Annotated in this window: 14 protein-coding genes; all 14 read right to left on the bottom strand. The window is 63.5% G+C overall.

Annotated elements, in window-relative coordinates:
• Positions 1–504: 504 nt before the first annotated feature.
• The 14 genes from ftsH to NKH43_RS29665 all read right to left on the bottom strand — a co-directional run bounded on the left by ftsH (position 505) and on the right by NKH43_RS29665 (position 13415).
• Positions 505–2430, bottom strand: coding sequence for an ATP-dependent zinc metalloprotease FtsH (gene ftsH, locus NKH43_RS29730; protein ID WP_023677989.1), 1926 nt, complete (start codon positions 2428–2430; stop codon positions 505–507).
• A 106-nt stretch (positions 2431–2536) separates the two neighbouring features.
• Positions 2537–3958, bottom strand: coding sequence for a tRNA lysidine(34) synthetase TilS (gene tilS / locus NKH43_RS29725; RefSeq protein ID WP_352588259.1), 1422 nt, complete (start codon positions 3956–3958; stop codon positions 2537–2539).
• 54 nt (positions 3959–4012) lie between these two features.
• Positions 4013–5122, bottom strand: a complete 1110-nt coding sequence (gene ybgF, locus NKH43_RS29720) for a tol-pal system protein YbgF (RefSeq protein ID WP_352861143.1) — start codon at positions 5120–5122, stop codon at positions 4013–4015.
• Between the two features lie 187 nt (positions 5123–5309).
• Positions 5310–5816, bottom strand: coding sequence for a peptidoglycan-associated lipoprotein Pal (gene pal / locus NKH43_RS29715; RefSeq protein ID WP_023677992.1), 507 nt, complete (start codon positions 5814–5816; stop codon positions 5310–5312).
• Between the two features lie 295 nt (positions 5817–6111).
• The gene (tolB, locus tag NKH43_RS29710) at positions 6112–7395 is read right to left on the bottom strand and encodes a Tol-Pal system beta propeller repeat protein TolB (RefSeq protein ID WP_502895839.1); all 1284 of its coding nucleotides are present in this window, start codon (positions 7393–7395) and stop codon (positions 6112–6114) included.
• Between the two features lie 67 nt (positions 7396–7462).
• On the bottom strand, positions 7463–8620 hold the full coding sequence (gene tolA / locus NKH43_RS29705) for a cell envelope integrity protein TolA (RefSeq protein ID WP_352861141.1): 1158 nt from the start codon (positions 8618–8620) through the stop codon (positions 7463–7465).
• A gap of 7 nt (positions 8621–8627) precedes the next feature.
• Positions 8628–9086: a protein TolR gene (gene tolR, locus NKH43_RS29700; RefSeq protein ID WP_352861139.1), complete on the bottom strand. Its 459-nt coding sequence runs from the start codon at positions 9084–9086 to the stop codon at positions 8628–8630.
• A 9-nt stretch (positions 9087–9095) separates the two neighbouring features.
• A complete protein-coding gene (gene tolQ, locus NKH43_RS29695; RefSeq protein ID WP_254816465.1) occupies positions 9096–9806 on the bottom strand; it encodes a protein TolQ in 711 nt (236 codons plus the stop codon).
• 297 nt (positions 9807–10103) lie between these two features.
• A complete protein-coding gene (ybgC, locus tag NKH43_RS29690; protein ID WP_352861137.1) occupies positions 10104–10574 on the bottom strand; it encodes a tol-pal system-associated acyl-CoA thioesterase in 471 nt (156 codons plus the stop codon).
• 125 nt (positions 10575–10699) lie between these two features.
• Positions 10700–11740 (bottom strand): Holliday junction branch migration DNA helicase RuvB, encoded by a 1041-nt coding sequence (gene ruvB / locus NKH43_RS29685; RefSeq protein WP_352861135.1) that lies wholly within the window; start codon positions 11738–11740, stop codon positions 10700–10702.
• Positions 11741–11786: 46 nt separating this feature from the next.
• Positions 11787–12071 (bottom strand): AbrB/MazE/SpoVT family DNA-binding domain-containing protein, encoded by a 285-nt coding sequence (locus NKH43_RS29680; RefSeq protein WP_023678000.1) that lies wholly within the window; start codon positions 12069–12071, stop codon positions 11787–11789.
• A 40-nt stretch (positions 12072–12111) separates the two neighbouring features.
• Positions 12112–12732 carry a Holliday junction branch migration protein RuvA gene (gene ruvA, locus NKH43_RS29675; RefSeq protein WP_352861133.1) on the bottom strand — a complete coding sequence of 207 codons (621 nt, stop codon included), beginning with the start codon at positions 12730–12732 and terminating at the stop codon, positions 12112–12114.
• Positions 12733–12745: 13 nt separating this feature from the next.
• The gene (locus NKH43_RS29670; RefSeq protein WP_023719614.1) at positions 12746–13168 is read right to left on the bottom strand and encodes a type II toxin-antitoxin system VapC family toxin; all 423 of its coding nucleotides are present in this window, start codon (positions 13166–13168) and stop codon (positions 12746–12748) included.
• Complete coding sequence (locus NKH43_RS29665) at positions 13146–13415, bottom strand: AbrB/MazE/SpoVT family DNA-binding domain-containing protein (RefSeq protein ID WP_023719615.1); 270 nt, start codon at positions 13413–13415, stop codon at positions 13146–13148. The genes NKH43_RS29670 and NKH43_RS29665 overlap by 23 nt, the downstream gene beginning before the upstream one ends.
• Positions 13416–13463 lie beyond the last annotated feature (48 nt).

Here is a 13463-nt window from a genome sequence, read left to right as displayed (position 1 = left end):
CAAAGGCCCAAAGAGGGGTCGGTCTCCCGTCCGCCACCGCACCTGCTTTCATAGCAGAGTCGGCAAGGAATAAGTTACAAGGGGGGCGCTGTCCCGCCGATATCGATGGTCGGCAGCACGCGCCACGTTTGGTCGAAGGAGCCTGAAACAAAAAACCCGCCTCGGCGGGCGGGTCGTTGGCGCCAATTGGCACCATACGCAAATTAGTAGCATAGCTGCCGGCACAAAGCAAGAACAAAATGTGGCGCCGTCGGCAAAAAACTGCGAATTTCCTTCACCGCCGCGCCTTGTCGATCTTCTCGAAGTCGTCAACGAGGACGATAGAAGGCCGCGTTCCCCCGCGCCCCTCTCTGTCCTGCCGGACATCTCCCCCACGAGGGGGGAGATTGGCCGTCACCGTCACTTTCACCAATTTCCAGCGATGCAGGAAGGGTCGCATTCCCCAAAGAAAACGCCGCGGTCAGAGCCGCGGCGTTTCGAAGTCGATCTCTCCTGGGCCGGAGCCTAGCTTGACGGCTGGGGTTCCATGCCGCCTTCGGGCTCGGGGCCTTTCTTGCGGCGGCCGGACTTCGGCACGGCCGAGCCGCGGCTCGGCGGCGTGTCGTCGCCGAGGTCGCGTGCGGGCTTATTGCCGGCGATCAGCTGCTTGATCTCCTCGCCGGACAGCGTCTCGTATTCGAGCAGGCCTTGCGCCAGCGCGATCCATTCCTTCTTCTTCTTGGTCAGGATGGACCTTGCCGTCGAATAGGCCTCGTCGATCAGCCGGCGCACTTCGGCGTCGATGATCTGCGCCGTCTCTTCCGAGATATTCTGCGTGCGCGCCACCGAATGGCCGAGGAACACCTCCTCCTGGTTGTCGCCATAGGCGACATGGCCGAGCTTGTCGGAGAAGCCCCAGCGCGTCACCATGGCGCGCGCCAGTTTGGTCGCCTGCTCGATATCTGAGGAGGCGCCGGAGGTGATGTTCTCCTTGCCGAACTTGAACTCCTCGGCGACACGACCGCCCATCATGATGGCGAGACGCGAGATCATGTATTTGTAGCTCATCGAATAGCGGTCGCCTTCCGGCAGCTGCATGACCATGCCGAGTGCCCGGCCGCGCGGGATGATGGTCGCCTTGTGCAGCGGATCGGCCGACGGCACATTGAGCGCCAGGATGGCGTGGCCGGCCTCGTGATAGGCTGTCAGCTCCTTCTCAGCCTGCGTCATCGCCGACGAGCGGCGCTCGGCGCCCATCATGATCTTGTCCTTGGCGTCCTCGAATTCGGCCATGGTGACGAGGCGCTTGTTGCGCCGCGCCGCCATCAGGGCGGACTCGTTGACCAGGTTCATCAGGTCGGCGCCGGAAAAGCCCGGCGTGCCGCGCGCGATCACCTTGAGGTCGACATTGGGCGCCAGCGGCACGTTGCGCACATGCACCTTCAGGATCTTCTCGCGGCCGACGATGTCGGGATTCGGCACCACCACCTGGCGATCGAAGCGGCCCGGCCTGAGCAGCGCCGGATCGAGCACGTCGGGCCGGTTGGTGGCGGCGATCAGGATGATGCTTTCGTTGGATTCGAAGCCATCCATCTCGACCAGCAGCTGGTTCAGCGTCTGCTCGCGCTCGTCATTGCCGCCGCCGAGGCCGGCACCGCGATGGCGGCCGACGGCATCGATTTCGTCGATGAAGATGATGCAAGGGGCGTTCTTCTTGGCCTGGTCGAACATGTCGCGGACGCGGCTTGCGCCGACGCCGACGAACATCTCGACGAAGTCCGAGCCCGAAATGGTGAAGAACGGCACGTTGGCTTCACCGGCGACCGAGCGGGCGAGCAGCGTCTTGCCGGTTCCGGGAGGACCGACGAGCAGCACGCCGCGCGGGATCTTGCCGCCGAGCCGCTGGAATTTCTGCGGGTCGCGCAGGAACTCGACGATCTCTTCCAGATCTTCCTTGGCTTCGTCGACGCCGGCGACGTCCTGGAAGGTGACGCGGCCATGCGCTTCGGTCAAAAGCTTGGCCTTCGACTTGCCGAAGCCCATGGCGCGGCCGGAACCGGACTGCATCTGGCGCATGAAGAATATCCAGACGCCGAGGATGAGGATCATCGGCAGCCAGGATATCAGGGTGCCAAACAGCGAATTGGAGCCGTCGGATTCAGGACGCGCATTAATGGTGACGTTCTTGTCCTGCAACCGCGAAACCAGCGACGGGTCCCCAGGCGAATAGGTCTGGAAGCCGTTGGAGCTGTCCGTGTAGTTGCCGGAGATACGGGCGCCGGCGATGGTCACCGACTTGATCCGTCCCGCCGCGACCTCCTGTAGGAACTGCGAATAGGGGACATCGCTCGAGGCTCCACGCGTCTGCGGCGTTTGGAAAAGATTGAAGAGAGCGATGAGCAGGACCGCTATGATCGCCCAGAGCGCGAGGTTGCGATAATTTGGATTCATCAATTGTCCCGTTGGCGCCCGCTGGGCGGACGCACGTCGTGAGAGGAAACTTGGCCCTAACATAGGGAGAGCGTCTCCCCTTGCCAAGCATAACAGCAGGTCTCGGTTAAGCTTTCGCCCGTGGTAGGCCGGCACTGTGGCCGCCGAATGGCGCGGCTGGAACCGGCGCCGCGCCAAGCAACGCGGCGACGGCATCGGCCGGCGCCAGATCGAAGGACGGCAGGAAACGGGCGAAGGGCGCGACTGCCGGATATGCGGCGACCGCCGCCGGCATCGGGCTTTCCTCAGGCAAACCCGGGCCTTGCCCAGGCAGACCAAGGCATTCGCCATCCCGCCATAGCGCTGGTTCGGCGGCCAAGGCGGCACGCACAAGGCTTGCCGGCGTGCCATGCCCGGCAATTGCCCGCTTTGCGGCAAGAGCCACCCCGAGCGGGGCAACCAACAGCGGCGCGATCAACAATGCACCTGAACTGTCGCTCAATGTGATCCGTCTGCGGCCGTCCCAAAGGCCATTGTCGGAAACCGCAACAGCGGGCGGCAGATCGCGCAACTCACGATGCAGAAAGATGCCGGTACGCCGGGCATCGACCACGCTCCGCGACAATGTGGCACAAAGCGGCCCGGCCCGGAGCCGGCCGAAAAGGGCTTCGCTGCGGGCCTGGTCGGGAAGGAAGGCGGTACCGCCGGTCGCCGCCAGCAGGATGCGCAGCGCATAAATAGCCGCCCGGCTGTCGGCGCCCGTCGCAAAATCCCGGTTGAGGCGGACGAGGCCGGCGGCTGGCCTCGAGGCCAAGCCGCGGATCAGCATGGCCGCGCGCTGTCCTAACTGCTCACGCTCGACCGCCGCCTTTCTGGCCTGCGCCATCGTTTCAGCCATGCGAAGCGCATCGTCGCCTTCAACAAGTGCTGCGCGGACGCGCGGGCGCTCGAAAGCAGTGTCGGCATTGGTCGGGTCCTCGACCCAAGCGACCTGTTCGCGCCGGAGGAATTCGCGCAGCGCCGCACGCCGCACGCCGAGCAGCGGCCGCACGATCCAGTACCGCCAGTCGTAGAGGGTTGCCGGCGCCATGCCGGCAAGGCCCCGCGGCCTCTCCTCACTTGGCACCTCGTCACGCGCTTGCCGCATCAGCACGGTCTCGGCCTGGTCGTCGGCGGTGTGGCCGGTCAGGATCAGCCCGACGCCTGCCGCTTCGGCGGCCTCGGCGAGCAGCCGGTATCGGGCTTCGCGCGCGGCGGCGGGCAGGCCGGTCGCTGGTTTGTGCCCCGACCAGACGACGATGCGATGGGCAATGCCGCGCGCCGCGCACAGCCTGGCCACGGCTTGCGCTTCCGCTGCCGCTTGCGGCCGCAATTGGTGATCGATCGTCACCGCCAGCAATTTCGTTGCCGGTGCGGTACGGTCGAGATGGGCTTTGAGGAGGAGGAGAAGGGCGGTCGAGTCGCTGCCGCCGGACACGGCCACAACAGCGCCGTTGGAAAAGTCGATCCGCGAAAAATCCGAAAGATCAGGCTCGGTGTCGAGCGTCATGCATGTCGCCCAAAAGTGGGCCCGGTTTTGGGGCAACGACGTGCAACAGAAAAACTAGCACGCCGCGAGTGCCCTTTCCTGCTTGACCCGCTCCTTGAGCGCGCCGGAAATATCGGGGTAGCGCTTGCCGATCTCGCTGAAGGTGGCACAGGCCACGTCGCGCTGCTTCAGCCCGACCAGTGAAACGCCGAGCTTCAGCAGCATGTCTGGCGCTTTCTTGGCCTTGGGATAGTCCTTGCTGGCTGCGAGGAAAGTCTCGGCCGCATCGCGGTATTTCTGCTGGCCGAGCAGCGATTCACCGAGCCAGTAATGCGCGTCCGCCGCTTTGGCGTCCCGGGGAAACCGAGCGATATGGTCGCGGAAGCCCTGTTCGGCGGTGCTGTAGTCGCCCGACAGGATGAACTGGTAAGAGTTGCGGTAAAGCTCCTCCGGGTCGTTGGTCGAGGGGAGTGCCGCGACCACCGTATCGTCGGATTTGCCGGCCTTGTTGCCGGCTGCGTTGGCGCCGTTGGCTGGGGCCGTATTCTGCTCCGGCGCGTTCGCCTGCGCATTGCCGTCGGCTTCGATGACATTGCCGTTTTTGTCGACGGTGATGGTGCCGAACGTCTTGGGCGGCGCGCCGGGGATCAGCTTGCCGGGATCGCCGTTGGGCGATTCGACGATGACGTCCTCGACGCTCTTGTCGCCGGCTGGCGGCGTGTCGGCAGCGGCCGGAGCCTGCGTTGCCGGCGCCTCCGCCACGTTACTGTCGCCGTTGGGGTTGTCGCTGTTGGGCGCCGCCTCGGACTTCTTCTGCTCGGCCGGCTGCTGCGCGCCTTGCGGACCGCCTTCCAACTGCTGGAAGCGGAATTCGTTGTCTTCCTGCTGCTTGCGGATCTGCTCCTGCATCTGCAGGACCTGGAAGTTGAGTTCCTCGATCTTGCCGTTCATCTGCCGGAGCTGTTCCTCCAGCGCCGGAGTGCCGGTGCCATCCTGTTGCGCGAGTTGAACCTGATCCGGCTTTTTCTTTTCACCGAAAATGCCGGGCAGTTTGATCGTCGGCAGATGGAAGGAAAAGCCGCTTACCGATGACTGCTCGGTGCTGCTTGCCCCGTCAGCAAGTGCCGCGATACTTGATACGAGCAGCAGCGCAAGCGTGCCGCTCAAGACCGATCTGAAATGCATGTGCCTCTCGCCGTGAAACCGTTGTTGCGCGCCTCTCACTCGAAGTAGACCAGCCAACTGGGACTAGCCAGACGCTCTCGGCTCTTAACAGGACGTGAGACTTCGGCCAAATTTTGTTTGGAGCGGGCAGATATGAAAAAGGCGGCCCTTTGGCCGCCTTTCGCACCAAGTGTTGCATTTATGCCGATCAGGAGCCGGCGCCGCCCAGCGTGGTGACGGCGCGGCGGTTCTGCGACCAGCAGGAGATGTCGTCGCAAACCGCGACCGGACGCTCCTTGCCGTAGGAAATGGTCTTCAGGCGCTGCGCCGAAACGCCCTTGGCGACCAGGAAGTCGCGCGTGGCGGCAGCACGGCGGGCGCCGAGCGCCAGATTGTATTCGCGTGTGCCGCGCTCGTCGGCATGGCCTTCGATGACGATGGCATACTGCTTGTACTGGTTCAGCCACTGCGCCTGGCGCGACAGCGTCGTCTGCGCATCGGCGCGGATCGAGGACGAATCGGTATCGAAGAAGATGCGGTCGCCGATGTTGACGGTAAAGTCCTGGGCCGACCCGGGCGTTGCCGCGCCGGCGCCGTTGAGGCCGAGATCGGCGGCGCTGTTCGGCGTCTTCTTCGAGGCGCAACCGGTGATCGCGAGCATCGCGACCAGCGCGATCATGACCGGGTTTGTGGTAAGTGCTGCGATACGGCCCATGCCGCCTCTCCTTCGCAATTCGAGTGATTTCATTGATCGTCCAGTAACCACGTTTGGGTTAACCGGCGCTCAAGAAACACGGTTAAAATTTGGTTTCGGCTGCCGTCCGCAGCCTTTGTTGCAGGAGCGCCCCGAGGGGTCATCCAAGGCTACACAATGAGCGCGGACCGTAGGCCGAAATGCGGCCAAAACGCGACCAACACGTGGAAAACAGGCCGGAAACGGCGCTTTTCGGCCACCGTTGCCGGCCTGCAACTTGGAGCAAAGGACATTCGAGTGAGATCCTTGCCCGGGACTATTCGAGCAACGGCGACCAAGCCGGATCCGAGGCGAAGTTCGCCGTCGGGATAGATTGTTCGTTGCGGCCGGTGAGATCGACCGAAACAAGTTTTGGTCCACCATTGGAATCGCGGAAGAACATCAGCACCCGGCCGTTGGGCGCCCAGGTCGGCCCTTCCTGCTGAAAGCCGGTGGACAGGATGCGCTCACCCGAACCGTCGGTGCGCATGACGCCGATCTGGAATTCGCCGCCGGTCTGCTTGGTGAAGGCGATGAGGTCGCCCCGCGGCGACCACACCGGCGTCGAATAGACGCCGTCGCCGAAGGAGATGCGGGTCTGGCCCGAGCCGTCGGCGCCCATCACATAGATCTGCGCGCGGCCGCCGCGATCCGAGGTGAACACCACCTTGCTGCCGTCGGGCGAATAGGACGGTGAGGTATCGATGGCGGTCGAGTTGGTGAGCCTGGTCGTCGAGCGGCTTCTCAGATCCATGGCGAAGATGTTGGAATTGCCGTCATCGCGCAGAAGACTCATGATTACCTTCTGGCCGTCCGGCGAAAAGCGCGGCGCAAACGTCATGCCGGGGAAATTGCCGACCAGTTCGCGCTGCCCCGTCTCGATCTGCAAAAGGTACACCCGCGGCTGACCGCTCTCATAGGACATGTAGGTGATTTCCTGCCGGTTCGGCGAGAAGCGCGGCGTCAGCACGATCGATTTGCCGTTCGAGAGATAGCGGACGTTGGCGCCGTCCTGGTCCATGATGGCAAGCCGTTTCTTGCGCGCATTCTTGGCGCCGGACTCGTCGATGAAGACGACGCGCGTGTCGAAATAGCCTTTCTCGCCGGTCAGCCGCTCATAGATCGCGTCGGCGATGATATGGGCGACGCGCCTGGTATTGGCGTCGTTGGCGAAGAACTGTTCGCCCGACATCTGCTGGCCGGCAAAGGTGTCCCACAGCCGGTACTGGGCGCGGACACGGCCGTCAGCCTCCTTGCCGACACTGCCGGTGACCAGCGCCTGCGCATTGATCACCTTCCAGTCCTCGAAGCGCGGCGTGGCATCCGGGTTCGAGATCTTTTCGATGAAAGCGCTTTTGTCGATCGGCGCGAACAGGCCTGAGCGTTTCAGGTCGGCACTGACGATGCCGGAAATCTCGGCGCCGAGTGCATCGCCACCCTGGAAATCGGTGATGGCGATCGGCAACGGCTCGACATTACCCTTGTTGACGTTGAGCTCAACGAGCGCCCGCGCCGGCAAGGTGGCGGCGGCAGTCATGCCCAGCGCCATCGCTACAATCATCAGGAGCGGCTTGAGGATGGATTTCATGTCTTCTCGCTTCTCTTCGCTGATTCTGTGGGAGCCGGGCCTAAAGGCCGAGCATCTCCCTGGGGTCGAAAGTGACCCGAACGTCGGACCAGATGTCTTGCTTGCCCGCCGGAACCTGCAGGCCGGCCATGTCGCATTTCTGAACCGCGCGCACTGCACTTTCGTCAAACGGGCGGTTTCCGCTCGATTTTTCGACAGTAGGCCGGCCATCCAGCTTGCCGGAGGCGTCTAGGTTGAACTGGATCACAGCCACGAAATTCTCCGAACCCTCGAGCCCTACCGGCAGGGTCCAGCAATTACTAAGCTGGGCCTCCAATGCCCCCTGCTCCGATTTCGAAAGCTTCTGGCCCTGATCCTTGTCGCCGCCGAGCGATGCTTGCTGGGTCGAGCGCTTGGCGCCGCCGCCGGACGGCTTCCGCTTGTCGAGCAGAGCCGAAATCTCGTCGGCGTTGAACTGCTTGTCTTCAGATTTCGGCCTGGACGAGGCTTCCTTGACCGGCTTGTCGGCATCCTTGCGCTCGGGCGCCTTGGCGCTTTCGGCCTGGGCCGGCTGCGGCTTCGGCCGAGCCTCGGGTGCTGGCGCCGAGTCCGGAAGCTGCGCCTCCTCGGTTGGCGGTTGCTTGGCAATCGCCTCGGCGACGGCATCCGGCTTGACCTCGGGCTGCGGATCGATCGCGGCAGTCTTGTCCTGCGGCGGCGTGGGCGTCGGCTCCTTGGCCGGCGTCGGCTTGGGCTCGGTCTGCTTGACCGGTTCGGGCTTGACCTCCTCCTTCGGCTGCGGCACCGGCGCTACCTCCGTAGCGGGAATAGGCTTCGGCTGCTCCTTCGGCTTCGGCACGTCCTCAGGCTTGGGCTTTTCGACTGGCGTCGGCGCGGGTGGCGGAGCCGCCGTCATATCGACTGGCTGGGGCTTGGGCTCAGGTGTCGGCGGCTTGTCGGTGTCGACGCTGTTATCGCCGATTTTCTGGGCATCGGGAACGATGTCGGGACGCTGCGTCGGCAGCGGGGCCGGCTTGTCGTGCATTACAGCCTTCTTGTCGCCTTGCAGGATCTGCGCCGTCGCTTCCATCGGCACGATCTCGACCGACACCGATTCCGCATCAGACGCGGGCATCGCGGGCGGCGAGGACAACGTGAACAGGCCGAAGGCCAGCGCCACCGTATGCAAGATCACCGATGTGGTGAGGCCGGTCCTCATTTCGCGTCTATTGATCCTGTTCCTGCACGTTGACGAGCCCCAAATTGTGGTAACCGGCAGCCTGGATCCGGCCCATCACCTTCATGACGGAGCCATAATCCGCAGTCTTGTCGCCGCGAATGAAGATGCGTTCGTCGTAGCCGGTCTTCGCTATTGCCTGTAGCTTGGCAACGATCTCATCGAGCGGGATTTCTGTTTCCTGGAGATGTATCTCGCCAGCGGCATTGATCGTGACGAAGATCGGCTGCGTGTCGACGTTCATCGCCTTGGCCTGCGTGTCCGGCAGATCGACCGGAACGCCGACCGTCAGCAGCGGCGCCGCGACCATGAAGATGATCAGCAGCACCAGCATCACGTCGACCATCGGCGTGACGTTGATCTCCGATATCAAGGCGTGATGGCGGCCGCGCCGCCTGTGGCCGCGCCCGCCGCGTCCTCCGCCACCTGCGCTTACGGACATTCCCATGATCGTTCCTCAGGCCTTCTGCGCGACTTTTTCATCGATTTGGCGCGAGAGTATGGCGGAGAACTCATCCGCGAACCCCTCCATGCGCACCGCGATCTTGCTCGCGTCGGACGACAGCTTGTTGTAAGCGATGACGGCAGGGATGGCGGCGAGCAGGCCGATGGCCGTCGCCAACAGCGCCTCGGCGATGCCGGGCGCGACCACCGACAGGCTGGTGTTCTTCGAGGCGGCGATCGCCTGGAACGAGGTCATGATGCCGATAACCGTGCCGAACAGGCCGATGAAGGGCGCCGCCGAGCCGGTGGTGGCGAGAAAGCCGAGCCGCCCTTCGAGCTTTTCCATCTCGCGGGTCAGCGCCAGATCCATAGCCTTGTCGATGCGGGTCTGCAGGCCGAGCGGCGATTTCGCGCCCTTCTCGAAGCTCTTCTTCCATTCGCGCATGGCGGCGACGAAGATCGCGCTCATTCCGGTCGTCTTGCGGTCGGCGAGCGTGCGGTAAAGCTCTTCCAGCGACTGTCCCGACCAGAACACCTGTTCGAAGCGATTGAGCGCCAGCCGCATGCGTGCATAGGCGACGAGCTTGTCGACGATGATCGCCCAGGTCCAGATCGAGGCGCAGAGCAGCCCGATCATGACCAGCTTGACCACCCAACCGGCCTGCATGAACAAGGCCCAAATCGATAAATGCGCGCCCGGTTCGGCGAGAGCGATGTTTTCCATGTTACGTCCTTAAAGATTTTCCGGGCGTGGCTGGCGGCTGGCCCATGGGCATCCCTTGTGGTCCGTTCGCGTGAAGCTTGCGGAATAACCCCAAATGCACCATTGGCGGCCTTTTCGGGGCAAATATTGGTGAAAGGAAGGCGCTTGGATTCTCCCAATCTTAACCAATCCCTTCATGGACCGTTATGGTTAAGGATGGGTTAGGACGTACAGCGCGGCGCATTGCCGCGCCCCGACGAGCCGCCGGCGGTCCTGGCCCCCTAACCGAGAGCTCCGGGATCGTCCGCCTCTGAACCCTTATTTGCGCGTTCTGGGCATGAAGGCTGCGATCCAGTCCTTGGGAAAGCGCCGCGGCCGTCCGTTGTCGCCGACGATCGCCGCTTCGACCCGCGCCTCGACCAGCACTTCGCTGCCGCGCTTCAACTGCTGCGCCATGACGATGCGGGCGCCGGAAATGTCTTCGGTGCGCGTATCGATGGTCAGGATGTCGTCCATACGGGCCGAGCCGCGGAAGTCGATCTCCATGCGCCGCACTACCCAGACTATTTTCTCGCCATGCTTGCCATCGGCAAGCTCGGTGTGGTGGACGCCCGCCAGCCGCAGATAGTCGGAACGGCCGCGCTCGAAGAATTCGAGATAGCGCGCGTGGTAGACGACGCCGGAAAAATCGGTGTCTGCATAATAGACCCGCGCCATCAATCGATGGCCGAATTCCGTCAGCGCGCCGGAAAGCCCGGCGGACAATGCCGATTCACGGTGATCGTCCATTGCTGTCCTTTTGGCCCGACGGGCCCTGTTTTAAGCAACACCTGTTTTGCGCATAGACCGGCGATGATCAAGACCTGGAGGGCGGGGCCGGGAACTGCCAGCACCGAAGCCATAAGCAGCGGAACTTACGGCTCTTCTTGGAACAGGCTGATCTGCTGCTGCGCCAGGTCCTTCGGCGCGTCGAGGCCGAGATGCCGCCAGGCATTGGCCGCCAGCACGCGGCCGCGCGGCGTGCGCATGATAAAGCCTTGCTGGATCAGAAAGGGTTCGATGATGTCCTCGATGGCATCGCGCGGCTCGGAAAGCCCAGCGGCGATGGTTTCAATGCCGACTGGCCCGCCGCCGAAATTCCGGGCGATCATCGACAAATAGCGGCGGTCGAGCGCGTCGAGGCCGAGCCCGTCGACCTCCAGCCGCGTCAGCGCCTCGTCGGCGATCCTGCGGTCGACATGGCCGTCGCCGGCAACGCTGGCGAAGTCGCGCACCCGGCGCAACAGCCGGCCCGCGATGCGCGGCGTGCCGCGCGCCCGCCGGGCGATCTCCAAAGCACCGTCGTCACCGAGCGGCATGGCAAGGATGCGGGCGCCGCGCCGCACGATCTGCTCGAGTTCCTCGACGGAATAGAAATTGAGCCTGACCGGGATGCCGAAGCGGTCGCGCAGCGGGTTGGTCAACAGGCCGAGCCGGGTGGTGGCGGCGACGAGGGTGAAGCGGGCCAGGTCGATCTTGACCGAGCGCGCCGCCGGCCCCTCGCCGATGATCAGGTCGAGCTGGAAATCCTCCATCGCCGGATAGAGGATTTCCTCGACCGCCGGGTTGAGCCGGTGGATCTCGTCGATGAATAGCACGTCGCGGTCTTCGAGGTTGGTGAGCAGCGCCGCGAGATCGCCGGCCTTGGCGATGACCGGACCCGAGGTCGAGCGGAAATTCACGCCGAGCTCGCGCGCCATGATTTGCGCCAGCGTCGTCTTGCCGAGGCCGGGCGGGCCGACGAACAGCACATGGTCGAGCGCTTCGCTGCGCCCCTTGGCGGCCTCGATGAACACTTTGAGATTGGCCCGCACCGCCGCCTGGCCGACGAAGTCGCCAAGCGTCTGCGGCCGCAAGGTCTGCTCGGCGTCCTCGCCGCGTCTGTCGGGAGCAATGAGGCGTGGCGAAAGGCTCATGCGCATACCGCCCGAAAGAAAAAGTTTGTATCGATACGGATTAACGTCACCCGGCACCCTCTCGTTCGTCGCCGTGCTCCTCGCCAACAACATGGCGGCCCACTGCATCTCTTACCACCGCGTCGATCTGTTCCAGCGCAGCAGGCCCGTCAGGTGGATCGCCTAGAAATCCAGCGAGGTCAGCAAATTCGAGATTGCGCGGCGTTCCTATCAGGAGACCATCCACGACCGTCCACGCAACAGTATCGCCTGACTTGAGCGACAACTCGTTCCGGACTTTCTTTGGAATCGTAAGCTGCCCCCTGGAGGTCAAGCTTGCATATCCGACCATGCTCTTGTTCCTAGTCGGAATTTATTTGTCGGGCAACGTCTCACCGTGCCAGCTCCTTCAGGCCGAAGCGGATCAGCTTCGAGGCGTCCGCCTCCTCGCCTGCCGTCTTCAGCGCCGCCGCCACCGCATTGGCGGCGGTGTCGCGCGAATAGCCGAGATTGACCAGCGCCGAGACGGCGTCGGTGATCGGCGCCGAGGCGACGCCCTCGCCGAGCTCCTGCTTCAGGCCGATGGTGCCGGAGGCAGTGCCCGCATAGGCAGGCGCCTTGTTCTTCAATTCGGTGACGATGCGCTCCGCCACCTTCTTGCCGACGCCCGGCGCGCGGCTGACCATGGCGATATCGCGCAACGCAATCGCATTGGCGAGATCGGCCGGCGCCAGCGTCGACAGGATTGCCAGCGCCACCTTGGCGCCGACGCCCTGCACATTGTTCATCAACAACCGGAACCATTCGCGCTCCAGCACCGACTGGAACCCATAGAGCCGCAGCATATCCTCGCGCACATAGGTCTCGATGAACAATATCACCGCCTCGCCGGGCGGCGGCAATGCGGCAAGCGTGCGCGCCGAGCAATAGGCGACATAGCCGACGCCATGCACATCGACGATGCAGAAATCCTCGTCGATCTCGTCCAGCGTGCCTTTTAGCTTGCCGATCATTTGAGCTTGCCGATCATGCCGGGTGGGTTTCCGGAGAGATGATATCGAGGTCCGGGAAATAGCTGCGATAGCGCGCGGCATCGCGCGTCAGCAGGCGATGCCCAGCGACAACCGCATGGGCTCCAATAAAGAAATCCGGCAGCGTTCGTTCGCGGAGGCCGCCGGCGCGGCGATAGCGGGAGTGCGTGACACCAGCAAGGAAGGCCGCTTCCCACGGCAGGAATTCGCGATCCATCTTGAGCATGTCGACTGCTTGGCGAAGGGCCTGTTCGGTCGCGATCAACGGCGCGAGTTCGGACCAGACGATTGCATTGATTACGAGTGCGCCGTCGCGCCGGCATGCGGTAATTGCTGATGCCGACCATTTCGTCTCCCGTCCGGCAGGACCCCAAACGTCGATCAGGACGTTTGTGTCAATCAATGTCGAGGTCTTCACGCGGGCCCCTCAGCCATTCCACATATTCGTCCGCCGTCATGCCCCCCAGATCCAGCGTACCAGCCATACGGCCGAGCATCTGGCTGAATCTGCGCGAGGCTTCCTCCTTCGACATGTTTTCGTCGACCGCAATGACACGAGCACCGTCCTCGGTGGGGACGAACTCCACCTCCGAGCCCGGGCCGATACCCAGATGATCCCGTATTTCCTTCGGGATGGTCACTTGGCCCTTGGTGGTAACGCGCATGGTAATACCTCGTTGGTATTACTTATTGTTCACTGGAGAACAAGTCAA

The sequence above is a fragment of the Mesorhizobium sp. M1163 genome (assembly GCF_040318415.1).
In the GTDB taxonomy this organism is placed as follows: Bacteria; Pseudomonadota; Alphaproteobacteria; order Rhizobiales; family Rhizobiaceae; genus Mesorhizobium.
The sequence above is the reverse complement of the archived record's forward strand: the minus strand, read 5'-3'. Positions and strand labels throughout refer to the sequence as shown.